The following is a 24,875-nucleotide window of genomic DNA, read 5'->3' on the forward strand; positions in this document are numbered from 1 at the left end:
GGTTGATGAATAATCGAATCGCATTTAGGGTTGCGATATTGAGCGCAGCCTTCGCTGGGTTTTACAACTTTATCATTCGAATTTTGCGCTTATTAAGTTTTTCTTTTTATGGTGCTAATTTGAGTGCGGATACTTGGTTGAACTACTTATTGACGGAAGGGTTGCTTCGTTTTGGCTTGGCGATGGTAGGTGGTATGTTTGTTTTGTATCTGTATTTACGCATCCGTGTGGTGAAGGAGTGGGAGCTTCTAGAGAGTATGCCACAGGATACCGAAGAAGATATACGCTCTATCGCCAGACAGAAGAGCTTGATTAGAAGAAACATAGGTATTTTTCGTTGGTTTGTGGTTGTTGGTGCGGTGATTGCGGTGCACGACTTTGTTCTTAAGGCATTTGGTTCTAGCTTGGTAGAGATTTGGGGCAATGCATTGTGGGCAGTTTCTGCGGTATTGATGATTACGGTCTCGGTCAGTGCCTTAACCGATCGCTTTTTTGTGCCGGTCTATCTTGCGCTTGAGCAATCCACGATGGGCGATCATCAACCACAGAGTATTCGTAAAAAGACGCTTGGTTATGCCATTGTGATTGTGGTGAACTTGATGCTCTCTGCGAATTTTGTTAAGACGATGCCGACGATGATTCAGGCGAAATCGGCGGAGATTTTTAGTCGTGCAGCTGATGTTAATGACGGGTCTATTGTTTTTAATGAGGATGGAAGCCATCTGGTAGATAGTGGCTACTTGAAATACTTACAAGATTTGGCAGATCGTAATAAGTATCGTGTAAACGTTACCTTGGGTAATGTGCACTACTTGGGCACGCAGAGTTTTGAGGATATGCTCCTTAAAGAGTTGACACTTTTTATTACGTTAATTGGCTTTTTGACGATTATGGCGGGCTTTATTTTCGATACGATTATGGGAAGCATTAAGCGTCAGATTGATAACCTCTCTTACACGGTGCGTTCGATTATCCGTGGTGAGTCTTCTTTGCGTTCTCGTATTTATATTGCCGAATTTAACGACGTAGGCTACATGACTGGTTATGTCAACTTGCTTATTGGTTATGTAGAGGAGTTGGCACTTGGGCTTAAAGATACTGCAGAGAAGGTCTTGCTGGCTTCTAATGAGATTACTACCGCAGGTAAGACCTCGGCGACCACGATGCTTGACTTACGTAAGCAAAGTGATCTGGTGAATACGAGTATTTCGGAGCAAAATAGTTCCATGGAGACGGTTAATTATCAGCTTCAAACACTTACGAACTCGATTGCTGCGATTATTGACGGGGTAGATGGGCAGAATGCCTTTATCGCGGAGACGACCACTTCGGTGGAGAAGTTTGCACAGAGTGTAAACGAGGTACGTAACATGACCGAAGAGGCCAAGAAGGTCGCGCAAGATTTGGTTAGTGTTACCAATCAGGGTACCGAGGCGATGCAGGCTGCGATGCGCGCAATGCAAGCAATTGAAGAGGCAAATGATAAGGTTATCGAGGGTGTGAGTTTGATCTCTCGTGTGGCTAGCCAGACGAATCTTCTTGCGATGAATGCTTCGATTGAGGCAGCCCATGCTGGTGAGTATGGCCGTGGATTTGCCGTGGTTGCTAATGAGGTGCGTAGCCTTTCGGAGAATGCTACGGTTCAATCTAAGGTTATCCGTGGTTATGTTCAGAGTATGAGTGAGACGGTTAGCAACGGATTAGAGACGGCGGTGCACGTTCAAGACTCTTTGGAGGTTATTTCTAAGGGTATTGAGAAGTCTAATAGTATCACCCTTGATATTGCGCAGGCGATGATTAATCAGGCGCAAGACTCTTCCAATATTGTTGGTGCGCTCTCTTCTTTGAGCGAAACTTCTGAATCGATTAAGTCTCAAACACGTCAGCAACAAGAGGCCGACCTCACGTTGCGTAATTCCGTGCGCGTCTTGAGCCAGCTCTCTAACCAGATTAGTGGTTATGTAGATGTTCAGCTTAAGGGCGTTACCGAGGCGGATGTCGACACCAAGCACATCAATGCGGTTGCCGAGGAGACGCTCCTTTTGGTAGAGAAGCTTAAAGAGATGGTCTTAAAATTCAACATTAGCTAGGGCTCTAGTGTGAAGTTAAGATAATAAGATATAAGGGAAGAGCATGGTAACATGCTCTTCTTCTTTTTTGGAGAGGGGATATTTTATCTTTTACAAAGCGTGTAATTTTTCGCGATTCTCTTGAAGTTTGGCTAAGTGGCGATCGAGGATTTTGGCAAAGTCTAATTTGTTTTCCCGAATTAAGGTACGCTCGTTGTGCCAGTTGCTTATTTCGGGGATATAAATCCAGCGAAAGTCGGGATTATCCATCTGCTCGATCCAAATAAGGGCTTCGTCCCAAAAGTAGCGCGCGCGTTGGTAGTAGTTCTCGGCGATATCGAGATTTTTGAGGCTCTGCTCTTTCCAGGGGGCGCTATAAAAGGGCACGTTTCTTCGATCGTACTTATCGGCAAGCGCCATGTAGGTACGTACCATCTGTAAGTTGAGGTGCATCTTAAAGAGATAGCGATAAAGTTGCCACTGATCGGCGCTCTCTATCTTGGCAAGGGCGTAGAGCGGGTGGCTAAATTCGGCATTTAAGGCGTGCTCTAGGTAGACGAGGTTTTCAAATTCGTCACTAGGAGAGCGCAAAAGATGCTGATGGTAGAGGCGATACCACTGTTCAGTATAGACAATCCGCGTGTTAATAGTCGCATTAACCGAGGGCGTTAGGGTGAAAAGTCCCCAAAAAAGGACAATAATAGCTCTGTAGTCTCTCATCTTACTCTATAATATCGGCCAAAATTGCAAGATTTTAAAGGTAAGACTTGAATAAGATGCCATTTTAGAGCATAATAGAGAGCATGGGTGAACGAGGTGAGATTGATTCGAGTGTGATTTACACACAACATGGGCAGAAGACATACTTTATCAATGTCAAAGAGAACCGCTTTCGCGATCTATTTTTGGTGATCGCCGAGAGTGTGAAGAATGAGAGTGAGGGTTTTGATCGCTTTGCACTGAATGTTTTTGAAGAAGATCTCAACTTTTTCGAGACACACTTGCTCAAAGCGCAGACGCTCTTAGAGCAACTTGAGAAGCAGAGCTTTGCCAGTAAAGAGCTTCCCGATAGTTGGGCAATCAAGAGTAGCAGTGGTTCTGGTGAGCGCTACTTTAAATTCTCCTTGCATCGACGCGCGCGTATGTTACAGGTGGTCATCGCCGAGCGTAAATTCAAGCAAACCAGCGAAGCCTTTGCCCGCACGGTACGCATCGACGCTGAGAGCCTAGCCATGTTCATTCGTCAGTACCAACGCATGAAAAAACGCCTCTTTGAACGCAAAGAGATCCGCGACAATGAGCCCTTGCGCGATCCCAAACTCATCGAAAAATATCGTAAAAAGAGTGAGGACGCTCCAAAAGTTGTGCGAAAAGTGGTTGTTAAACGTCGTCAATCTGCCGATAATCAAGGATAAATGAGAAGAAAGAAAACTCCTAGGTACGAGGTAAGACGATATGGCTAAAGAAAAAGCCCCAAAAAAACGCAAAAAATCTTTCATGAAAAAGATAAGTCCTTTTCGCCTCTTTGGCAAGCGCAACGTTTGGATCTTTATTGGGTCGGTCTTATTCATTACATTAGTGATTAACGGTATTCAAATTGTGGATAGCTACCGTAATAAGAAATTACTCAAACAGCTTGAGAGTCAGCAACGACTCTTCTCGCCTTCGGAGTATCAAGCATTGTTACGCCTGCCCACCATTCAAGATTATATCTTTCCCGAAGAGCCTCTGGACTTCACCGCACGTTATCAACCATGGCGTAGCTCGGTCTCATTGGAAGAGCGCATGGCGCTGCTTGGTGAGCTCTGGATTGATCCACAAGCGCTGGCATTTGAGCAACTCCCTGATCGCAGTCGGCAAAATTTACGCGATTATATTGCGAGTGTTCGTGCCGAAGATCCAAATTTTTAGAGCTCAAGGAAGAGAAGATGCGACGTAAATTAGTAGGATTTTTAGGTGCAGTGGTTTTGCTTTTAGGGGGTGTTCATTTAGGTCTCCAGATGCAAGCGCCACAGAAGATCGACGATTATCCGATGATTGCGCAAAATCCTGTTGCGCTAATGAGTACTGAATCGAGAGGCATGCGTTCGGCGAACCCCGCCATGTTAGATACGCAGTCCATTGAGCAAGCAGAGGTTATTAACCGTTTACAAGGCGAGCGTGGTGAGACGGCCTCCCCTGATAGCTCACCAACACCAAAGGTTACACCCAAAAAAGAGTTGCCATCGAGTACCCCTGCTAAGCCCACAACATCAACGCCTAGCGCGAGTAAACCTTCAACCAATCAAGGAACACCTCCTGCCGAGAAAAAGCCTACTACGTCCCCAGCGCCAAAGGTAACCACGCCTTCGGCAAGTAGTAATCCCCCTAAAACGAATACACCCGCTAAACCCGCGGCATCAACGCCTGCTACTCCCAATCCACCTGCAAATACTTCCCCGACGACACCACCAAAGCAGAATCCTTCAACCAATCAAGGGACACCTCCTGCCGAGAAGAAACCGACTACGCCCCCAGCGCCTAAGGCAACCACGCCCTCGGCAAGCAGTAATCCCCCTAAAGCGAATACGCCCGCTAAGCCAAGCACCCCTGCTAAACCCACGGCATCAACGCCTACTACTCCCAATCCACCTGCAAATACTTCCCCGACGACACCATCAAAGCAGAATTCCTCGAGCAATCAAGGGACACCTCCTGCCGAGAAGAAACCGACTACGCCCCCAGCGCCTAAGGCAACCACGCCCTCGGCAAGTGGCAATCCCCCTAAAGCGAGTACGCCCGCTAAGCCAAGCACCCCTGCTAAATCCACGGCATCAACACCTAGCGCGAGTAATCCTTCAACCAATCAAGGAACACCTCCATCATCCTCTGCATCAGGTAACCCAACCAGCAAGCTTCCGGTGCGCGTAATTACTCCGCCTGCCACCGCTACGCCTCCTACCACCGCTAGCCCACCACCAGCGGAGAGCACGCAAACCCCAGCTCCGCAGAATCATCTGGTGCGTAGCCAGACGGGACTCTTTTTTAACATCGATCTTACCGAACGCGGTTGGGTGTTGATTACCAATGTTACCGGGCGATTGCAAGTGGTAGAGCGTACGATGTTAGAGAATAATGCTACACGCTATACCTTGCGTGCGATGGAATCGGGGAGCTATACGCTAGAGTTTAGCCGACAGTTGCCCAGTGGTTATGAAAAGCGTGAAGTTACCGTGGTGATTGATCCGTATCGAACGTCTACCGCATCTCCCGCGCCACAATCTGCGCCTAGCTCCGAGGTACAAGCAGCGATGACATTAGAAGAGATTATTTATCAGTCGCAAAGTGCACAAGCGATTGCCGCGCAAGCGCAGGCGTTGCGAGAGCAAAAAAACACATTAGGGCAAGCGGAGCTTAAGCGTGCGTTCGACCTCTTATGGCAAGAGCAAATTTATCACCTTTTAGCAACCGAACTGGGTGAGACTTTTGTCGCACGTTTTCGAGCCGATCCGGTGAGTGCGGAGGTACTCTATCGCTTGGCGCAGATCTTTGAAAATCACACGCAAGCGCGCGATCTACGCCGATCTTATAACTATTACCGACGTGTCTTTGAGGAGTATCCCATTACCCCATACAGCCGTTTAAGTAAAGAGCGCATGGATCATCTCGATCGCTTTTTCTTTCAAATTCAATAATTTTTGTACCATAAGGAGTACTATCAATATGCACTATCCCAGTTGGTTAAAACCTGAGATTTTTCCCAATTTTCATATAGGAACATTTACGTTGCGTTGGTACGCGCTGGGCTATATTATTGCCTTTTTGCTTACCTATATTCTTGCCAAGCGCTTGCATGAGAAAGAGCCCTTTTTAGCCAAAAAAGAGCAGTTAGCCGATATTCTTTTTAGTGGCATGCTTGGCTTAATTATTGGTGCTAGAGCATTTTACGTGCTCTTTTACGATTTTTCCTCTTATATGCAAGCACCTTGGACGATCATTATTCCTTATCAAAATGGACAATTTGGTATCTCTGGACTTTCCTATCACGGCGGAGCGGTGGGCGCGTTTGTTGGAGTATTGCTTTATGTGAGAAAGCATCGCATCTCTTTTTGGCGTGTAACCGATCTCTTTTCTGCAGTCATTCCTTTTGGCTACACCTTTGGACGTTTGGGGAATTTTGCCAATGCCGAGTTGTATGGTAAGGCGACCGCAGGGCCATTAGGAATGATCTTTCCAGATGCCACGCCCTTTGCTACCCGACTTGCTTGGGTGCGTGATATTGCAAGTCAAGCGGGAATGGAGATTAGTGGCGCATATATTAACCTACCGCGCCACCCGAGTCAGCTGTACGAGGCGCTCTTTGAGGGCGTGATTTTGGGATTAGTTTTGGTCTTTATCGTGCGACCGCGCGTGCGTGTACCGGGGCAGGTTTTTGCCTTTTACTTGATGGGCTATGGTGTTGCGCGCTTTTTTATTGAGTATTTACGCGAACCTGATAGTCAGCTTGGTTACATCATTGCGCTGGGGGCTGGTAAGGATACACCGGGGGTCTTTGTTAGTTGGTTCAATTTCTCCATGGGGCAGTTGATGTCTTTTAGCATGATTCTTTTGGGCGCGATGTTGTATTTTATTCTTGGTGCTCTAAAGAAAAGTGATTGATTATTTAAGTAAATAACGATATTATTAAGCTATGAGTTATAACTGGATAGAGATATTGCGTGTAGTGGGCTGGCTAGCTTTGGCGATAGGATTGTGGTATATCATACGCATTGCTATCTTTTGTGCTGAGGCTAGACGCTATTACTTCTCCCCTAAGGAGCGCTTACTTCTCCTTAAATATATCATGAAAAAGCGTCTGCGTCTCTCAGGATTTTTTCGTAGTAAGTCCGCGCTCTTGCAAGTGATTGCGGTTGTTTCTGGACAAAAGGCACTGATGCAAGAGCATAGTGGCTTGTTAGAACGTCTTTACGGTGCATATACTAAACTGGAGCATCAACTTCATAGCGCAAGTCTGGCGAAAAAACAGACTTCAGGCAAGAGTAGTACTGAATCTTTAGAGATGGGCATGATCTTGACAGTGGAATTTACGAATGGGTGTCGTAAAAATGCCAAAGTGATGGGCAAGGAGAATCATGCGTTGCAGATACGTTTGCTTGATGAGGTGGATGAGATCTCTGATGAGGTTATTGTCTACTTTTGGCGTTCTGATGCGGGGTATCGTTTTTCTAGTAAATTATTACGAAAAAAGGGATTGTACCTCGATCTTCAACATACGCGACATATCCAGCAATATGTACGACGCGCGCATCCACGTATTAAGTTGGACGCGCCTGCAAGATTTTTTTTAATTCCTGCGCATCAGCAAGCCAATTATGAGATTGAGCGTCAGGCGGCGGGCTTTGAGTGTGTGATTCGTGATATTTCCGAGGGCGGGGCTGCTATTATTGCCGAGGGGCGTGGGCAGGTGGGGCTTCATATCAAGCTTCAGTTTCGGCTAGGCGACCGCGACTTGGTAATGTGTGGCACCACCAAAGATGTCTACTATGACCACGAGTACAACCAGTCGCGCATCCACATTCAAGCTGATCGTAACATGCCCTTTACGATGAAAGAACCCATCCTTGCCTATGTCTATGCCGAAGAGATGAACTCCTTGGGTAATTGCTAGGTAAATAGCAGAGTCTAACATATTTATTGTGCTAGACTCTGATTTATCTTACTATTACTTAGTGTGCTGAAGTAACTTTTCCCCAAGCTTGCAAAAAGTTCTTTTCTAGGTCGATTTTCTCTTTGGGTGGTAAGAACGAGGCTTGGATAGAGTTGAGGTTGAGCGCTTTAAGCTCGTCGATAGAGAGCCCCATTTGGTGATGACAAGCGTTATAGTCGTCAACAAGGGTGGCATTTTGCACGGTGGGGTCGTCGCTATTGAGGGTTACGCAGAGACCTTCCCGTAGGAGATCGCGGATGGGATGGTTGGCGGTGTCGGGTACTGCACCGGTTTGATAATTACTAATCGGACACATCTCAAACGCGATACTTTTCTCTTTAGCATAAGCAATTAGGTTTGGGTCATCGGTAACTTTTACGCCGTGCCCGATACGTTTGGCGTGCAGTTTGTCGATGGCTGTCCAAATTTGATCGGCAGAGGTAACTTCTCCTGCGTGGATGGTGGCAGGCAATCCATGACTCTGGATGAGCTGGAAGAAATGTTGAAATTTTTCGGGTGGAAAATTGACCTCATCACCCGCAAGATCGATGCCAATAATGCCGGTGAGGTCGACCTTATCGACAAACTGTTTAAAGACTTCCATGTAACGCTCTTCAGGGTAGAAGCCACGGTTGATGGTCATGAGGAGTTTGGTGTGGCTCTGTTTTTCGCGGATGGCGCTACGGGCGGCCATGAGGAAGGTCTTGAGCGTATCAACGGGATCGAAACCTTTGTTGATGCAGAAGTGAAAGGGGTTGAAGCGAATTTCACTATAGAATAGATTTTCATTCTGATCTATATTAAGAAAAGAGTTGTAGACGACGGTGTAGACATCATCGAGATCGTTGTACCACTTGTTGTAGAATTTACTTAGGAATAGCGCGAAGTCGGGCTTGGAATCTTTGGGAAATTGGAGTTGCTCTTTGAAGGCTTCAAATTCTTGGGGAAAATCGAGACGATTTTTTTGGGCAATTTGGAAGAGCGTGGGTGGATGAAACGAACCCTCGATGTGCCGATGCAGTTCAATTTTCGGCAAATCCTGAATGATGTTGCTAGACATAAATGCATACCTCGTAACGGACGGAGGAGAGCGCATTGAACCAATGACTTTTTTCTCTCTTGCTTATAACATCGACAACTAAGCCACATAATTATCACAAGTTATCCACAAGTTACAAAATTTTTTTGTGGATAAGTGTTGGAGGTAGTGAGGAGCATGCTATCGGAATGCTTTTTGTTAAAGCGTTGATTAGTATGGAATTATTTTTTTATCTTTTATTTGTATAGGTTGATAGGCATATAAACTTTAGCTGTTGTGCAAAAATAAATTCATTTATGCCCAAGTTATCCACAAGATAATAAAAATTTTTTCTCTTATCCACAAGGAGGAAATAAATTTTTTTCTCTCAAGTAGCAATTTATTTAGCCGATAATGATATCAATTTGGCAATTTTATCGATAAAGCGAGGAGACATCTGCGATGGAAGCACTCTATACCAACGAGCCGATTGTAGCACTGGCAACGCCTTGGGGACGTTCGGCACTGGCAGTAATTCGCCTGAGTGGGGAGGGCACGCTGGCCTTATTAGCGTCGAGCTTTACGGGAAAGTTAGACCAGTCGCACCGCATGGTTTTTGGTAAACTGGTTGACAGGCAGAGCAACCAAACGCTTGATGAGGTGATGATTGCTCCTTTTACCCATGGAGCAGGCTACACGGGCGAGGAGGCTTGTGAGATCTATTGTCATGGTAATCCACATTTAATTGAGACAATTCTTCATTACTTAGTGAGTTGTGGTTTTCGGTTGGCGCTTCCGGGGGAATTTTCGTATCGTGCGGTGAAGCATGGCAAGATGGATTTAACCCAAGCCGAGGCAGTGCATGAGTTGATCATGGCACAGACAGCGCTGGCGGCACAATCGGCATTGCATCGATTATCGGGTGGCTTGGGCAAGGAATTCGGTGCGATCTATCAAGCCATTATCGATCGTTTGGGGGCGGTGGAGGCCTATTTAGATTATCCTGAAGAGGAGCTAGAGCCTTTTGTCTGGCTACCATTAGATAGCTTGCGCGAACAATTATTTCGCTATCTTAAAGAAGAGCCGATTGGACAAATTTTGCAAGAGGGTGCGTTGGTGGTCTTGGCCGGAGAACCGAACGTGGGTAAGAGTTCGCTCTTTAACTGGTTGGTGGGCAGTGAGCGGGCGATTGTCTCGCCAGAAGCTGGTACGACACGTGATTATATTGAGGTAACGCTGGATGTGCACGGTTATCCGATTCGTTTGGTAGATACTGCGGGCTTGCGCGAGAGTGCGCAGGCGATTGAGCAGATGGGCATCCAGAAGAGCTATGAACTCTTAGCTCAGGCGGATGTGATTCTCTATCTTACTACACCAGCGCAACCTGCCGATGATGATTTTATGCTAATGTATAGAGATAAGTTGATTTGGTTAGAGAATAAGCGCGATGCATTGGCTAGAGATGCGCAAGTTGGAATGGAGGAACGCTTGGCGATATCGGTATTAAAAGGGTTGGGGTTGGAGGAGATGTTGGCAAAGCTGGTCGCGCATATCGACCCCGATGGCGTGGCTAAACGTCGCGAGCATGCACTTTTGGGTTCGTTGCGTCAGCGGGAAATTGTACAACAGGCGCTTAACACGTTGGTAGAGTGCGAGGCGCTTGCTAAGGAAGATGCCCTCGATTTGGTGGCCTTTACGTTGCGAAAAGCCAGCGGATATTTTGCCCAACTCATTGGCACGGATATGCAACAAGATGCCATGGACGCGATGTTTCGTCAGTTTTGTTTGGGCAAGTAGAATTAATTAATATGTATTGTTTAATAAGTGTGTTGTGTTTATGTGTTTTTTGTGTTATTATAAAATGAATAGATTTTATGTTAATATAAAAAGGAGACACAATTTTAAAAATGACTACTTTATCTGATTTGGTTAATTGTTATGATCAGCTCATTGTGCCGGATTTTCAGCGAGCGTATAGCTGGGATAAAAAGCACTATACACGCTTTTTAAAAGATATTGAGGAAGCGCTAGATGACTCTAGAGCAGGAATAGCTACTAAAGGAATTCCTTACTATTATGGGCACTTTTTGATGCTTAAGGAGTCTGGACGTAATGATGGACAAATGATTGATGGGCAACAACGACTTACTACCGTTGCGCTTTTTCTAGCCAGCATTCATCGCCATAATTTAAGCGCCAAAACAGTATCGTTTATTCAAAAATTTCTAGATAAATTCCATACAGTAGCGTATGATCAAGAATTTTTTTCTAGCTTGATAAAAGTGAAAGACGTAGATGCTAAGGAGTTAAAAGTACGTGAAACTACTTTATCTGCTGAACGATTATCAGCAGCTTATCGATATTTTTCCAAGCAACTCCAAGAGAGGGAGTCCACCGAAATAGATACGATGGTTGCTGTGTTAGCTAGTGCACAGGTTACGATTCATGAAATTGAGAATCTTATAGAAGCCACGCATATTTTTACTTTTCAAAACGATCGCGGTAAAGTGCTTACAGAGCTAGAGAAAGTTAAGGCCTTTGTTGCTTTTCAGTATTATCGCAATGGGGCAGACTTTGTGCGTTTAAAACGCTTTTATGATCGATTCACCAACATTTATCAGAATATTGAAAAGATTAGAATTGGTGTGAACGTCGAGGAGAACCTAGAAGATTCTGATGGTAGTGATAAGCTCGCTAAATTAGGGCTTAATGAAGATCAAGTGCTTTATGCTTGTTTGGACGCGTTTTACTTTCATTTTGAAAAGAATAAGCGTAGCTTTGAAGAACACTTTAGCGATGCAGTGGGAAAGAGTTTAAAGAATGACAAAGTAGCTATTATGGAATATTTAGATACTTTTACAGCACATTTAGAGAAGGCGTTTAAGACATTACTAGATTTTAGTGATTATCTTAAAGATGAGGGACAATTCTCCGTTGCTAAAAGTGTTACTATTCTTTCTAAGGGGGAGTCTTTTTATCCTTTCTTTTTCTTGCAAAATGAGCTAGAACCATTTAACAAAAATAAGATATCGTTTGCTTATCAGCAACTCTTTTTTGCCTTTGAACAATTGCTGGTTAGAGTTAATTGTGTGAATCATAGCAAGCGATTTGAGCATGGTTTTTTACGAGATTGGATGCGTTGGTGGCTTGATAGTAAGGAGCATCATGGATCTGTTGCTGAGTATATGTGGCATTTTCTAAATAGGTTGTATATCAATTCTTTTGAAGTGGAGGGAGAATGGCAACATCCTTACGCTTTGGGAGAGTCGGTGGTTTATGAAAAGCTACTAAGAAGACCGCATGGGTCAATTGTTTATTACATTTTGTGGCGCTGGGAGTTGCAGTTGCGTGCCGAGCAGGGATTAGAACTAATTAGGTGGGAGGATATGCCTAAAAGCATCGAACATATTGCTCCCCAGAGTTTGAATCGGAATTTGGAGATTGAAGGCTATTCTTTCTGGAGTGATATAAATTTTGACAAAGAAAAAGATTTAGAGGTTTTTTATGATCGTTTATATGGCTGGGGAAATCTTACTTTGGTAGCAAAATCACTTAACAGTGAGCTAAGTAATAAGTCTTTTAAGGAAAAACAGGAGTGTGTTCAAGCGTGTATTACGAAGGATAATCATCCTTCTTTAGCGCAATATCATGGTGTTTTTGTGGAGTATAATAAGCGTAGAAGTTGGAAGAGATCAGCTTTAGAAGATCGTCAAAAGCAAATTGTTGATTTTATTACTCATAGTTACCTAAACTGGATGGTATGGAAAGAGTATTACAATCCTGAAGAGATGCCTTCTTAATGTAACATAACCATAGAGAGCGCCTGATGGGGCGCTCTTTTTTATTTGAGGTAAGAAGATATCTTTTAGCGTACGTAAAAGAGGCGACTCGCCCCGCCGTCTATAGGAATGCGAAACCCACGATTGATGCGTGGAATTTCTTCGCCTGTCATCACATCGATAAGTCGTTTGCCACGCACCACATTGCTCACCACCGCGAGATTGAGAATGGAGTGGTCGTCGCCAAAATTAAAGACGCGCACCATCTGTTGGTTGCCCTGGTAGAGCACATCGCTGTAAATGGTGGTAGAGTGGCCTAAGAGCATGAGTTTGGCGCGTTGGAGCAAGGGTTCTTGCTGACGGATTTTAAGAATAGTGGGAAGCTCTTGCTGAAGGAGACGATCGTCTTGGGGGTGGAGCATACCGGTGTAGTGGAAAGGCTGGGGGAGCGTACCGATAAACCAGAGGAGTGGGGCGCTCTTGGGGGTGTTGGCGATGATGCTGGGCGGGGTTGTGGTGATGGCTTGCGCGCGTTCGCCGTAGAGGGAGCGTAGATTGTGGAAGTGGATGAGGATTTGCGGAGATTCGTTTTGGGTGATGAGCGCTTGCTCGAGGCTCTGTTGCCCTAGCGTGTTGAGGAAGATTTGCATCTCCTTGCGTCGGCCGTTGTGTCCAAAGGTCGCTTCGGTAAAAAATTCCCAACTGGTTTGGTGGCTACGTCCAATGAGATAGCCAGCTGTTCCCCACGCCTGCTTCTCTTTTTGGTTGAGTGTGGCGCTCTGCTTGATGAGGGTTTGTAGCTCTTTGCGTTCGGCATCGTTGATGTTATCGGTGCTGTCGAGGATAATGCCGTCAACTTGGTGATTACGCACCCAGTGATGTATCTGTTGAGTGAGGCTTGGTGTATAAGGTAACTCGATGATCACAAAGAGATTAGCTTGATGCGCGAGGGCGACAGCTTGCTCCAGTTGCTCACGGGAGAATTGCGTACTATTGAGCATGATGGTGTTGAATCCGATGGTGGCGATCTCGGTGAAAAATGTCTCTTGTTGGACAAACGCTTGGAGACTTGGCAACGGTTGATATATTGTCAAGTTGAGCGTTTTGGGCGCTCGATTACAGCTGGTTAGTGTACTCAACAGGAGCGTACCTAAGAGGAGGGAGAGCAATTTTCTTTTTTTATGCATGATAAAACCTTCTTCTTTTTATAGAATTTGTCGGAGTAAGAGCGAACAATTCTCTTATAATCTCCAAACCAAGAGAAATAGTCCGCGCCCCTCTAGGGTGTAGCCACCGGCCTCGTGGGGGAGAAAGATCGCCTCACCACGCGTGAGGGCGATGTCGTCGATGGGGAGCTTGTCTCGTAAGCGATTTCCCGACGCACTGGAGAGACGCGCTTTTCCTTTGAGCGCGAGGAGAATGAGTGGCTGATTCTTGCCGTTGATAAAATGACTCTCTTCGAGGTGTACCATTTGTATATGAAAGGGAAGGTTGCTTAGGGGAAGATCAGGGTTGTGGCGGTCGCGCTGGATAAGGTTAGGTTGAGGAAGCGTAAGATCGAGGTGCGACCAGAACGATGCGGGATGATGACTAGACGGCGAGGCTAAGGGGAGCATGTTGTCGCTGGGGGTGCTAATCTCTACCATCAAGCCACGTAGGATGAGGTGGGGTGTTTGCGGAGCAATGAGGATGCTTTCATCACACATTAAGAGCTGGTGTTGCAAGAAGAGGGGCATGATTAATGTGAGATCTTCTGGATTTTCTCCCGCTAAATGGACAATCTGTGATGCATAGCTAAAGATCTCTTGGTAGTCGTCGGCAATGCGCAGAATTTGTTGGGCAAGCACCTGTTGCTCTTTGGCTGGCAGTGTAAAGAGTTGCATAAGCAAGGCTTGCAAGCTCTGGGGCGTGGGCGATTGATAAAAAGGTTGCGCCATCTTCTGCAACGAGGCAATGCTAAAGAGCTCCAAGCGCTCTTGAATTTCGGCAAAAGGTAAAAATCCTGCGAGGATCTCCACTTGCGGGTCGAGAGCATAGAGGAGCTCACTCTTGGCAAACGCGTCATGGAAGAGGCGCTTCTCTGGCGCGAGATGAGCTTGGTTCTCGAGGAGCATGCCTGCCTTGGCTTGTGCCTCATTGGGGTGGAGATGCAACGGTTGCGCGCGCTCGGCGTGGAGAATCTTGATGATAAATGGCAGGTTGCGATCGGTGGTGTCGCCCAACAATAAGGCGCTCTGTTGATGCAACAGCTGGTGAAGGGTGAAACTCTTCTTTTCTACTACCGTCGTGCTAGGTGCTAAGGGGTAGGCGCTATACCAAAGCTCAGCAAGGGGATGGCTCTCTTTTGCTTTTTTGATGGCGAGGCTAGCCAAAAAAGGCAAGAGCGCGCCATCGCCCCCCCAGGGAGCACTGCGGATAAAGGGGGTTAGGTTAAGGGGATATTTACTCTTCATGATGCTTACAGTCTACACAAAAAGTTATGTTCTGTCAAACTGATGCGCAGTGTGAGCTTTGGGCTAGATAGTGGCTACGAAGTGTAGCCACCCAAAAAATACACTAAAAAGTAAACGGCGTACCCGTAATAAATTTCTTTTTGACCTTTTTATCGCGAGGCTCCATAATGTTTTGCATCTCGTTTTGGAAGTATTTAATAGCGCTTTTTGTTCTATAATCTTTGGCATGATGGGTATTATTGAGCTGCACGTCATTAATCTCAGGCCAGACGGCAAAGTAGCTTGTTACGCCCCCAATATTCTGTATATCCTCTTCGCTAAGGGGTACGTAAAAGTCGAAAGAGAGAACGCGCCCGTTGTGATCCACCGTCTTCTCGACGCGTGCAGGTAACCTATAACCATTATCATCAATGCGGAGTATGAGGTTAACTGAAGAGAGGTTGTCTCTAATCTCGTAGTGGCTAGTCTCATAGCGCAAGAGGTAGTGGATGCCCTCGGCGTTCTCTATCGCATAGATATAGATTCTAACGCCATATCTATCTTGCTGCAGTGCGGGGTAGCGGTACTGGGAATAACCTGTAGTCCAATATCGCCAGATGCTCTTACCGTAGACGGGGTCGTTGGCACGATACTCTATCCTCGTCCAATTTTTCAAACCATACGCATCTGGGCTAAATTGCGCGGCAAGGGGGCTAGTGGCTAGCGCTACTAGGGCTAGCATCAATACAAATCGTTTCATTAAGAAAACTCCTTTTTAAAAGAAATTATTTTCTTTATTATACTACATAAATCATCACGTTGTCAATCAAATCTCTCTTTGGCGCTACAATCACCATTGTTGGCAACCTCTTGTCTATTCGCGCCATTGAGGCTATACTAGGAGCATGAGGAAATTTTATCTATTGTGGATGTGGGCGCTGGTGTTGCCTTTATCGTGCCGTGGGGTATTGGGGATAAGTGACTCGCCTGAAGGTGTGGCAAATGATTTTGTACGCCATCTCTATCAGCTTAACTTCGATCCCTTATCGCATCTGGCGCAGGGATCTGCCTTAGAGCAGGTTGCTTTGCTTGAGGGACACGCCGATGCCTTTTCCCTTACCGAGCGTCAACGTTACGCTAACAGTAGTGTATTGGTTACTGAATTTAGCCTCAATGACCAAGAGAGCGAGGCCCGCGCGAAATATACGCTCACCTTTCAAGATGGGCAGACCCTCGAGAATCAGATCACCTTACAGCTTATTGATAAGCGCTGGCAGGTGGTTGCCTTTGCCACACCGTTAATTGAGCCTCATATTTATATCTATTTTGAGGATTAGAGAGGAGTTACATGCGATCGAGAGTAGGATTTTTTCTTTTATTGTTGATGATATTGAGCAGTTGCGCTGGAAAGAGCGATATGACCATCCGTGAGCCGAAGGCGGGGCAATTTAGCATCAGCTTTGCCAGTGAGGGCGCGCTCTCGAGCGTGATGATGAGCTACTTTGAAGATCTCGACGTTATGATGGGGGTTGCGCCTCGTGAGGATGGGTTGCCCTCGGCTTTTGATGAGGCGCTTGCGTTTTTATTGCCGTATGTCCAGAATCAACAGTTACGTCGATTAGCTGGAAATCGTTTGTCTTATCGCTTTGCCATTAACGATTTAGCACGATTTCAACAGGAATTTAGTGAGGCAGGGTTTAAGGCGATCCAATTCTATCAGGAGAACCAAACCTATCGCTTACGTTTGGCGATGAGCGAGGTAGAGCTTGAACTTTTTTATGCCTCGATGAGTATCTTGCCTAAAGTGCCTAGCCAGTGGAGCGCGAGTAGTCGTAGTGCGTATATCCAACAGCTGGCCAATATCTTTGGGGCAACGCAAAATGAGCGTAATCGCCTTGCCCAAGAGCTAGAGCGCGCCACCATGACGTTCACCTTAACATTGCCTAAGAATGCGAAGAATGCCTCGTTGCAGACCAGCAAAGGTTCTACCGTGATAAAGAATCAGCGCATCGAGCAAGAACTCTCGGTGATAGATTTTTTAGCCGGTAAGGAGTGGCTAGAGATGACTTGGCAGTAGCGTATTGTTTGGAATAATTGCTTATAATCCCATAAAATAACGTATCAACTCGATAGGCATACGTATCGTAAAGTAGACACGCCAGCTAGAGATTTGATCGATCTTCGTTCCGCCCACGTGTAAGGCTGGGCCTGCGGTGAGCGAGACAATGTTTAGGATCGATACGCCAAAGAATGGGTAGAGACGGATGTCGTACTCTTGAAAGTTAGAGGGCGTATAAAAGAAGGTCTCTAACCCGATAATGATGGGGCCAAGTAATTGGGCAACGCCAATTTTTGGTGCCCAAGCGATACGTTTTTTAGATACATTTAAGTCAAATCCGGCGTAGAGGGAGGTGTTTAAAAAGAGCCCCATCACGGAATTCATCAACTCTGCCTGCATATCCTTATAGTAGAAGGTAATGCCGCCATGAATACTACCATTAAAGACACTTCGGGGTTCTTGGGTTAAGCCACCCCCTAAATCGATGCCAATAAAACCCGCCGTATGCTTAGGCGAGAAGTGTACGGATAGGGGATGTGGCGGATCTTCTGGGCTATCATCGCCAGAAGCGTAAAGATTAAATGGCAATAAAATTAATAGCAACAGGAGATAGCGGTAGGGATGTTCTCTTCTCATGTGTAACAATATACAATAAATCACTAAAAAAAGAAAGGGATTTTGCTCAATAGCCTTGCATTTTCTTCAAAAATTCGTTAATCTAGAAAGAATGAGAGGATGGATCTGCACATTGTTGTTGCTCTTTTTTGGAGAGCCTATCACGCTTAGTGCCTACACGTTTGTGGATATTTTAGAGGGACTGCACGAGACGCGTTATGATCGTATCAGTGGTTATGACGGCTTTGATTGGATGGTACGATCGTATGCAGAAGAGCGTTTGGTGGTGATCTATTTTGATTCAACCACCGAGTATTTAGACTTTCGTGCCGATGCAAGTGCGGTACTTTCGCGCTTTTTTCAGCGTGCCGAGAGTAGCGATCATCGCCAAGAAGAGCGCCAAAAACAGCTAGAGAAGATCTGGAAAATCAAAGATCCTCATAAGCAAGAGCAAGCTCTCAAAGCTTATCAATCTCGAATGATCAACGAGATGCTCACCGATAGTTATTTCTCTTTGAGTCCGCAAAATTTTGTGCTCAATAGTCAGCTAAGGCAGGCGTGGCAACTCTTTCTTACCGTACTCACCGAGCCAAACTATCAAGACTATAAAATCTTAATGGTAGGGCACTCTTTTGGCGCATTACTGGCGCAAGCTACGGCCAGTCGTGCACTTATGCTCAACCTTGTGGCAAATCTTAATCGAGAAATTTATGCGGTTACCTTCGGTGCGCTCGGTGCTAATGGTGCGATTAAGAATTACTTGCCTAAATCCTATCTCGAAAGGTATATTTATACATTTAATCGAGAACAAGATATTGTCGTTAAGTTAGCTTGGGGTGGCAGTTTTGGACGCGAGTTTCTCTGGCCAGAGCATCAGCATGATCCGAGTATGGATAATATGTACGCTTTTTTAGTAGAGCGATTGTTAGGGAATCATCACTTAATTCCGATTATTTTGGATCTTGAGGCCAATAAGCTTCCCTATGCGAATTGTTTCCCGTGGATGGATCATTGTGAGCCTTAGTTACAAGATTAAATTATGCTGTTACAATGATTTATAAAGCACAAGGGGGAGCATTTGCTCCCCCTTGTAACGGCTAGTACGCTAGGTTTACTAGGTCATCAGCTACCAATTCCAAGCATCTAAAAGACGGTCGGCAAGTGCCTCAATCTTATCGTTAAGATAATTCGGGTCAGCAATGGCTGCCTGTACTCGGACAATTTCATCAGCTCGCACATCTGGTGCACGACGCACTGCTTCCAGCGCGTAGAGTCTCTCGTGTGCTAATTGAGCATCTGAGGAGACTTGAATCGATTGTCCGCGTTCACTACGCTCAACACGCCCCATGGCTTCAGGTTTCTTGACTGAAAACAGAGGATCTAGCGGATTGATCCGATTGATATTCATGGTAACTCCTTGATTAGCTCGTCTCTTTAATTATCGCCTGATTTATTCTTAACATTTATGATTATATGTAATAATTAATGCAAACTCGCCAATAAAAGGTGTACCGATTCGCTCATGGGCAAGGCTCTGAGCAGATCCGCGCCAAAATTCCTCATAGAGTTTGGTCATCTCCCTGCCGACAATGAGATGACGATCGGGGGCAAGTTCGGCAAGTTCTTTAAGTAAATTTTCCGCACGATAAGGGGATTCATAGAGCAATATTGCACTCTGCATGGTGAGCAATTCTTGGAGACGCTTGGTGCGTTTTTGCCCGCGTTGAGGAAGAAATCCAGCAAAAAGAAGCGTTTCATCATTGGTGCCCATCACCGAAAAGAGTGTAGCTAAGGCACTGACTCCCGGAATGGGATGCACCTGTCCACCCGCGAGCAAGACACTCTCCACCAGCCTCGCCCCCGGATCGCTGATACCGGGGGTGCCAGAGTCACTACAGTAGGCAACGTCATGTCCGGCCTCTAAAAGCTTGATAATACCCTGCGCCGAAGCGCGCTCGTTATGGCGATGACAGGCGAGTAAACGTTTTTGTGATATATCATAATGATGTAATAACTTAGATGTTTTACGCGTATCCTCACACCCAATGTAGGAGACCTCTTTGAGTATTCTTAAGGCGCGAAACGTGAGATCTTCTAGGTTGCCAATGGGCGTGGCGACGATATAAAGCGTACCCCACGCATCGGGATTTGACATAGGTATCTCCTTGTAAAATAGCGCGGATCTAGGTTATTCATGCTTCATCCCTTTACAGACATGTTGATAGGCATTGTGCGCGGCATCTTGAGAGGCCTCTTTTTTGTTCTGTCCAGTGCCTGTTGCCACCAATGTTTCATCAAAAAAGATACCGACCTCATACTGCTTGGCGTGATCATCGCCCCATTCACGGATGACACGATATTCTGGGAGGGTGTTCCCCCCTTTTTGTCGACATTCATTGAGTTTAGACTTGGCATCTTTGGTGAGCAGGTTCTCCGCAAGGTCATGAAAGTAAGGTTGATAGAGCTGGAGGATGAAAATACGCGCAATATTGAGGCCTTGATCGAGGTAGAGCGCACCAAAGAGAGCTTCCATCGCATCGGCAAGGAGGGCACTTTTCTGGCGACCACCATCGCGCTCTTCGCCTTTGTTGAGGAGTAAACAGCGTCCTAAGTCGATATGTTGGGCAATTTTTGCAAGCATCGCCTCGCAGACGAGGTTTGCCTTCATGCGGGTGAGTAACCCCTCGCTATGTTCGGGAAACTGATGAAAAAGATACTCTACCATAACGAGATCGAGGACAGCATCACCAAGGAATTCAAGACGCTCATTACTTGCAAGCGGACTCCTTTGTTCGTTAGCGTAAGAGCTGTGGGAGAGTGCTTGGAGGAGAAGAGATTTATCGAAGAAAGAGATTTTGAATTTCTCTTGACAGGTTTGAAGAAGACTCTGCTGATGTTTCAGCAGAGTATGATGTTGATGTTTCAACGCCGTTTAGTTCTTTTGCGAGACGATAAAGGCAAGAGCATCGCCAACTTTTTCAAAGTCTGTGGCTTTTTCGGCAGGAATGGTAATCTCCATCTCTTCCTCGATTGAGTAGACTAGATCGTATGTATCTAAGCTATCTGCATTGAGATCCTCTCTAAAGCGTGCCTCTTTGGTAACCTTGGCTGGATCTTCTACTTTGAGTTTTTCTACAATGATTTTTTTGAGTTGCTCAAAAAGTTCCTCTTCTGTATGCATAAAAACACCTCTCCTGTTTAATAAAGTTTGCCGTAGGGTTGCTACGGAATTAGATAAGAATAAAGATAAAACGTGAATTTTATCTCTTAGTTACGGGTTAAATGTCGATAATTTGACGTCCGCGATAGAAGCCACACTTTTGGCAAACACGGTGGCGGCTGACGCTATTGCCACAATTGCTACAGGTGCTTAGTTCTGGGCTTGCTAGGCGCATGTTGATGGTGCGACGACGTTTGGTGCGCGCTTTGCTGGGTTTGTACTTAGGAACTGCCATTCTTTTTATACCTCATCTTTATGATAAAAGTGATTTGCACATGCGTTTTAGGCTGGCATGCGAATGATCGGACTTTTGTGCTAGATCTTTTATCTTACTAAGTAAAAACACAACAATCCTCTTTTATTCTATAAAAAAAGGGCACTTTTGTCAAGTAAAAAGTTAGATCGATGAAAAATTTGCACGATTTTAGCGAAAATACGTTAATTTTATTGGAAGGTACTTGTCAAAAATAAAAAATCGAGTACTATTAATAAATAGGAAGAGGGTCGGTGCAGGGTGCTGATGCTTCTTTTGGGCTTGTTTAGGGAGAGGAAAAAGGAGTAGGGGTGGTCTATGTTACAGAGCGAACTTACAGAGATTTTAGAGGCAGAGCAGGCGGGGGCGAAGAGACTTTCGGCGAAGATTGCGGATTTGGCGCAACAAAAACAGATGTTGGAGCGCCAGTTGTATGAGGATTTTCGCGTCCAAAAGAGTACTCTTCTGGCGCAGCAGCGACGGGAAATCGATGCGATGAGAGTGCAAATGGAGCAGGATCTTCAGCAAAAGATAGAGACACAGCAGAGCCTTCTCTCGCAAGAGGCGCTCCTTTTAGATGCCAAGAAGGGTGAGGTGGTTAGCCTTTTAGTTGAGACCTTCTGGACAACCCCATAGGAGTCGTAAATGTTCCAAGTGCAACGCTACGCTTATATTAATGCTCGTTTACGCTCTCGTCTTTCGTATTTATTGGATAAATCTTTGCTTGTCAAGATGATTCAGGCGGGCTCTTTAGAGGAGAGTCTAGCCCATTTACGTGGCACCTATTACGATGACTTCTATCAATCTTATCAACAAAGTGGCGATTTAATTCTTGCCGAACAAGCCTTTACGCAGAGCCAGATGCGCTTACTCTCTCATTTGAGTTTGGGATTGAGTGCCTCGGTGCAAGATTTTATGAAGTCGCTCTTAATGATGCATGAGACTGCACTCCTTAAGACGGCGTTACGCGTCTGGTTTTATCGGGAGATCCTACAAAAACCGTTAAGAAGCATCTCTTTGCCTAGCGGGCAGATGCTCCTAGCATACGATATCTCCTATGAGACGCTGATGGCGAGCGCTACGCTCGACGAGATGCGTGAGCATCTTAAAGAGACGCCCTATGCCCAAATTCTTCATGCGCATGAGGCAACAATTCTTAGCGATCGCACGCTTTATGCGCTTGAGGTCGCGCTAGACCGCTATGTATTTACTGATATTCAGCGCGTCATTCACTTATTGCCTGCTGGCGAGCGTATCATGATGCAACAACTGATGGGTGCGTATATTGATATGGAAAATTTGCAATTTGGTCGAGGATTGGTTGCTTACCATGTCGATAAAAATGTGCAAATGGAGGCGGAATTTTTGTCAGGAGGCAGTCGGCTCCAGCCAAAGCTCTGGATGGATGTGATCCATGATGAGGATCAATTACGCAAGCTCTTAGTAGAGTGGTATCCGGCGCTAACGGCTCATGAGGAAGAGCCTATTTCCCTTCTGTTAATGCTTGCCGAGCGCGAACTTTTATACACGAGTGGCAAGCGCGCGTTAAGTTATCCGCCCTTCTCTTGTGCGCCGATTGTTGCCTATTTCTTTTTGGTAGAGCATGATAGACGAACGATTCTTTCGATTATCAATGCCAAGGTGTATGCAATTTCTTCCGATCAAATTATGCAGATGACACGATTAGAGTAAAATGAGGTAAATGCGATGTTATTAACGGAAAAGATGGAGTATCTCTCGGCGATTGTGCTTAGTCAGGATGTGGATAGTGTTACTAAGCGCCTCTTAGCAGTTGGTGCGGTGGAATTTGCTATTGATGCGCACTATCGTGATCAGGAAGGGGTGCGCCAATATAGCAAGAGTACAACACAGAATAAGATCGCCGATTTACGCAGGCGCTGTGGCACGCTCCTAGAGTTAGGTAAGATAGCTTATCCTGATACGCGAGATCTGGAGGTCTCTCGAGAATTACCCGCGTTAGATCTCTCCCGAGTAGAGAATCTTGTGGGGGAGCTGAATACCAAGATTGCCTCTATTCGCGAAGAGCAACGTCGTGTACAACAACGTTTACATGAGATGCGCATTCTCCAGAAGCGTCTGCTTAGTTATACCGACAATCAAGTGGAGCATGCGCTCCTAAGTTATCGAGGTCTTATCCCTTTGGTCTACGCGCCAAATTTACAGAAAAAATTGAAGAGCTTTAGCCTTGTCAGCTTAGAGACCAATCATGTCAATGAGCTAGCGTTGGAGCTTCTTTTTAATAAAAGCGATGCCCCCGAAATTATGAAGATTTTGGAGCGCTATCGCTTGAGTGAGCTTGCACCTAGCAACTTAGACGAGGTTTCCTTGCGTGAGCGTTTTCGCACACAGCTAGAAGCAAGTCTTCAGGGGCTTGTGCAAGAGCAAGAGCAACGTAGTTCGCTGGTGGAGAATTTATTGCAGTCCGAGCAAGCGAGTTTACAGAGTGCTTGGTTGGCGTTACGCGCTAAGGAGCTTTATGAGCAGATTCAGGGGCAATTCAACAGTACAAACACGACAGTGATCTTTTCCGGGTGGGTGCCAGCTTCAGAAAAAATGGTGGTGATAGAGGCACTCAAAGAAGCGACACAAGGGCGTGCGATTATTCAATTAGAGGCGGTGCCTGTCGATGCTAGCAAGAGCGAGGTGCAAGCCGAGCCTCCTACTAAGTTGAAAAATAACGTAGTTAGTCGTCCGTATGAACTTTTGGTAAATACCTATGGTGTTGTTAAATATGGTCAAGTAGACCCAACCTTTATGGTCTCGATCTTCTTTACCTTAATGTTTGGCTTGATGTTTGCTGATGCAGGGCAGGGTCTGGTGATCTTCTTTTTGGGGATCTACCTCTGGCGAAGAGCATACAAAGCAAAAAGTGCTGGAGCATCGCTGATGAATGCGGGAAAGATTGTTACGTACTGCGGTTTGTCGGCGATATTTTTTGGCGTGATGTTTGGCAGTTACTTTGGCTTTCAATGGTTGGCACCGGTCTGGTTTGATCTGCATGGTATCGTGATGACGGGGGAACCGCATCATACGACTGCTAGTTCGATTCAATCGATTTATGGCATCTTTGCCTTGAGCTTTAAGATTGGGTTTGTGGTGATTGGTACAGGCTTTCTCTTTAACGCGATCAATCAAGTACGGAAGAAGAACTATTTTGCGCTGGTTTTTGGCGCTAATGGTCTCTTGGGTGCGCTCTTTTACGCCTCGGCAATGCACATGATTTGGGATGCCCTCACGCAGGGGCTGGAGAGCTATCCTTATCGTGATCTTGTCCCACTGTTGCTTGTCGGCATTGCGGTAAGCTTTATCCTGATTCCCGTGAAACATACGCTAGAAGAGAACAAGAAAGAGAAGCGATCCTTAGCTTTTAAACAGATAGTGGTCTGGCCGTTGCAGTGGCTCTTTGAGCTTTATGAGATGATGATTGGCTACTTCTCGAGCACGGTGAGTTTTATTCGTATTGGTGCGATGGGAATGGTGCATGTGGTCTTAATGAGTGTCTTTTACTCGATGGCCCAGCAGAGTCCGTATTTATGGCTCTCGATTGTCATCATCGTCTTTGCCAACGTCTTGGTTATCGCCTTGGAGGGCTTGTTGGCGGCAGTTAATAGCATGCGTTTGCAGTTTTACGAATTCTTTAGTAGATACTTTGAGAGCGGTGGTCGCATCTATCAACCTATCTCTCTGCATGAAGAGACGGGTAAGCAGAGCTAGTTTTAGCGT

25 protein-coding genes are annotated in these 24,875 nt (G+C 45.7%); 14 read left to right on the forward strand and 11 right to left on the reverse strand.

Annotated features, from left to right (window positions below; all coding sequences use genetic code 11):
• Positions 1–5: 5 nt before the first annotated feature.
• On the forward strand, positions 6–2,090 hold the full coding sequence (locus PVA46_RS00075; protein WP_167694693.1) for a methyl-accepting chemotaxis protein: 2,085 nt from the start codon (positions 6–8) through the stop codon (positions 2,088–2,090).
• Positions 2,091–2,180: 90 nt separating this feature from the next.
• Here PVA46_RS00075 and PVA46_RS00080 read toward each other — a convergent pair whose 3' ends face one another.
• Positions 2,181–2,789: a hypothetical protein gene (locus tag PVA46_RS00080; RefSeq protein WP_167694694.1), complete on the reverse strand. Its 609-nt coding sequence runs from the start codon at positions 2,787–2,789 to the stop codon at positions 2,181–2,183.
• 83 nt (positions 2,790–2,872) lie between these two features.
• Here PVA46_RS00080 and PVA46_RS00085 point away from each other — a divergent pair, with 83 nt between their 5' ends.
• From PVA46_RS00085 to PVA46_RS00105, 5 genes are all read left to right on the forward strand, one after another.
• Entirely contained in the window at positions 2,873–3,484 is a 612-nt protein-coding gene (locus PVA46_RS00085; protein WP_167694695.1) for a DUF3276 family protein, read from the forward strand.
• A gap of 82 nt (positions 3,485–3,566) precedes the next feature.
• Entirely contained in the window at positions 3,567–3,980 is a 414-nt protein-coding gene (locus PVA46_RS00090) for a hypothetical protein (RefSeq protein ID WP_167694696.1), read from the forward strand.
• 17 nt (positions 3,981–3,997) lie between these two features.
• Positions 3,998–5,743 carry an outer membrane protein assembly factor BamD gene (locus PVA46_RS00095; RefSeq protein WP_167694697.1) on the forward strand — a complete coding sequence of 582 codons (1,746 nt, stop codon included), beginning with the start codon at positions 3,998–4,000 and terminating at the stop codon, positions 5,741–5,743.
• A 28-nt stretch (positions 5,744–5,771) separates the two neighbouring features.
• Complete coding sequence (lgt, locus tag PVA46_RS00100) at positions 5,772–6,707, forward strand: prolipoprotein diacylglyceryl transferase (protein WP_167694698.1); 936 nt, start codon at positions 5,772–5,774, stop codon at positions 6,705–6,707.
• 31 nt (positions 6,708–6,738) lie between these two features.
• The gene (locus PVA46_RS00105) at positions 6,739–7,716 is read left to right on the forward strand and encodes a PilZ domain-containing protein (protein WP_167694699.1); all 978 of its coding nucleotides are present in this window, start codon (positions 6,739–6,741) and stop codon (positions 7,714–7,716) included.
• A 58-nt stretch (positions 7,717–7,774) separates the two neighbouring features.
• On the opposite strand, the gene add is transcribed toward PVA46_RS00105, so the two are convergent.
• On the reverse strand, positions 7,775–8,815 hold the full coding sequence (gene add, locus PVA46_RS00110; protein WP_167694700.1) for an adenosine deaminase: 1,041 nt from the start codon (positions 8,813–8,815) through the stop codon (positions 7,775–7,777).
• A 420-nt stretch (positions 8,816–9,235) separates the two neighbouring features.
• On the opposite strand from add, the gene mnmE reads away from it, so the two are divergent.
• Together mnmE and PVA46_RS00120 are read left to right on the forward strand one after the other, a co-directional pair.
• The gene (mnmE, locus tag PVA46_RS00115; protein WP_167694701.1) at positions 9,236–10,570 is read left to right on the forward strand and encodes a tRNA uridine-5-carboxymethylaminomethyl(34) synthesis GTPase MnmE; all 1,335 of its coding nucleotides are present in this window, start codon (positions 9,236–9,238) and stop codon (positions 10,568–10,570) included.
• A 110-nt stretch (positions 10,571–10,680) separates the two neighbouring features.
• The gene (locus PVA46_RS00120) at positions 10,681–12,573 is read left to right on the forward strand and encodes a DUF262 domain-containing protein (RefSeq protein ID WP_167694702.1); all 1,893 of its coding nucleotides are present in this window, start codon (positions 10,681–10,683) and stop codon (positions 12,571–12,573) included.
• Positions 12,574–12,638: 65 nt separating this feature from the next.
• Here the strand turns inward: PVA46_RS00120 and PVA46_RS00125 are convergent, their stop codons facing one another.
• From PVA46_RS00125 to PVA46_RS00135, 3 genes are all read right to left on the reverse strand, one after another.
• Positions 12,639–13,739, reverse strand: coding sequence for an alpha-amylase family protein (locus PVA46_RS00125; RefSeq protein ID WP_167694703.1), 1,101 nt, complete (start codon positions 13,737–13,739; stop codon positions 12,639–12,641).
• A gap of 54 nt (positions 13,740–13,793) precedes the next feature.
• Positions 13,794–15,005, reverse strand: coding sequence for a type I phosphomannose isomerase catalytic subunit (locus tag PVA46_RS00130; protein WP_167694704.1), 1,212 nt, complete (start codon positions 15,003–15,005; stop codon positions 13,794–13,796).
• 103 nt (positions 15,006–15,108) lie between these two features.
• Positions 15,109–15,744 (reverse strand): hypothetical protein, encoded by a 636-nt coding sequence (locus tag PVA46_RS00135; RefSeq protein ID WP_167694705.1) that lies wholly within the window; start codon positions 15,742–15,744, stop codon positions 15,109–15,111.
• 145 nt (positions 15,745–15,889) lie between these two features.
• On the opposite strand from PVA46_RS00135, the gene PVA46_RS00140 reads away from it, so the two are divergent.
• Together PVA46_RS00140 and PVA46_RS00145 are read left to right on the forward strand one after the other, a co-directional pair.
• Entirely contained in the window at positions 15,890–16,321 is a 432-nt protein-coding gene (locus tag PVA46_RS00140; protein ID WP_167694706.1) for a hypothetical protein, read from the forward strand.
• Positions 16,322–16,332: 11 nt separating this feature from the next.
• Positions 16,333–17,061 (forward strand): hypothetical protein, encoded by a 729-nt coding sequence (locus PVA46_RS00145; protein WP_167694707.1) that lies wholly within the window; start codon positions 16,333–16,335, stop codon positions 17,059–17,061.
• 21 nt (positions 17,062–17,082) lie between these two features.
• Here the strand turns inward: PVA46_RS00145 and PVA46_RS00150 are convergent, their stop codons facing one another.
• Complete coding sequence (locus PVA46_RS00150; RefSeq protein ID WP_167694708.1) at positions 17,083–17,679, reverse strand: hypothetical protein; 597 nt, start codon at positions 17,677–17,679, stop codon at positions 17,083–17,085.
• Positions 17,680–17,770: 91 nt separating this feature from the next.
• Here PVA46_RS00150 and PVA46_RS00155 point away from each other — a divergent pair, with 91 nt between their 5' ends.
• Complete coding sequence (locus PVA46_RS00155) at positions 17,771–18,682, forward strand: lipase family protein (RefSeq protein WP_167694709.1); 912 nt, start codon at positions 17,771–17,773, stop codon at positions 18,680–18,682.
• 102 nt (positions 18,683–18,784) lie between these two features.
• Here PVA46_RS00155 and PVA46_RS00160 read toward each other — a convergent pair whose 3' ends face one another.
• The 5 genes from PVA46_RS00160 to rpmF form a co-directional block, all read right to left on the reverse strand.
• Entirely contained in the window at positions 18,785–19,066 is a 282-nt protein-coding gene (locus tag PVA46_RS00160) for a flagellar biosynthesis anti-sigma factor FlgM (protein ID WP_167694710.1), read from the reverse strand.
• Positions 19,067–19,114: 48 nt separating this feature from the next.
• Positions 19,115–19,813 carry a 16S rRNA (cytidine(1402)-2'-O)-methyltransferase gene (gene rsmI, locus PVA46_RS00165; RefSeq protein WP_167694711.1) on the reverse strand — a complete coding sequence of 233 codons (699 nt, stop codon included), beginning with the start codon at positions 19,811–19,813 and terminating at the stop codon, positions 19,115–19,117.
• Positions 19,814–19,846: 33 nt separating this feature from the next.
• A complete protein-coding gene (gene rnc, locus PVA46_RS00170; RefSeq protein ID WP_167694712.1) occupies positions 19,847–20,584 on the reverse strand; it encodes a ribonuclease III in 738 nt (245 codons plus the stop codon).
• A 6-nt stretch (positions 20,585–20,590) separates the two neighbouring features.
• A complete protein-coding gene (gene acpP / locus PVA46_RS00175) occupies positions 20,591–20,839 on the reverse strand; it encodes an acyl carrier protein (protein WP_167694713.1) in 249 nt (82 codons plus the stop codon).
• A 97-nt stretch (positions 20,840–20,936) separates the two neighbouring features.
• Positions 20,937–21,113, reverse strand: coding sequence for a 50S ribosomal protein L32 (rpmF, locus tag PVA46_RS00180; protein WP_167694714.1), 177 nt, complete (start codon positions 21,111–21,113; stop codon positions 20,937–20,939).
• 336 nt (positions 21,114–21,449) lie between these two features.
• Between rpmF and PVA46_RS00185 the strand changes: the two genes are divergently transcribed.
• From PVA46_RS00185 to PVA46_RS00195, 3 genes are read left to right on the forward strand one after another with little or no spacing between them, the layout of a single operon-like run.
• A complete protein-coding gene (locus tag PVA46_RS00185; protein ID WP_167694715.1) occupies positions 21,450–21,767 on the forward strand; it encodes a hypothetical protein in 318 nt (105 codons plus the stop codon).
• A 9-nt stretch (positions 21,768–21,776) separates the two neighbouring features.
• Positions 21,777–22,823 (forward strand): V-type ATPase subunit, encoded by a 1,047-nt coding sequence (locus PVA46_RS00190; RefSeq protein WP_167694716.1) that lies wholly within the window; start codon positions 21,777–21,779, stop codon positions 22,821–22,823.
• Between the two features lie 15 nt (positions 22,824–22,838).
• The gene (locus PVA46_RS00195; protein WP_167694717.1) at positions 22,839–24,866 is read left to right on the forward strand and encodes a V-type ATP synthase subunit I; all 2,028 of its coding nucleotides are present in this window, start codon (positions 22,839–22,841) and stop codon (positions 24,864–24,866) included.
• Positions 24,867–24,875 lie beyond the last annotated feature (9 nt).

This window comes from Entomospira culicis, from assembly GCF_028748145.1.
Taxonomy (GTDB): Bacteria; Spirochaetota; Spirochaetia; order WRBN01; family WRBN01; genus Entomospira; species Entomospira culicis.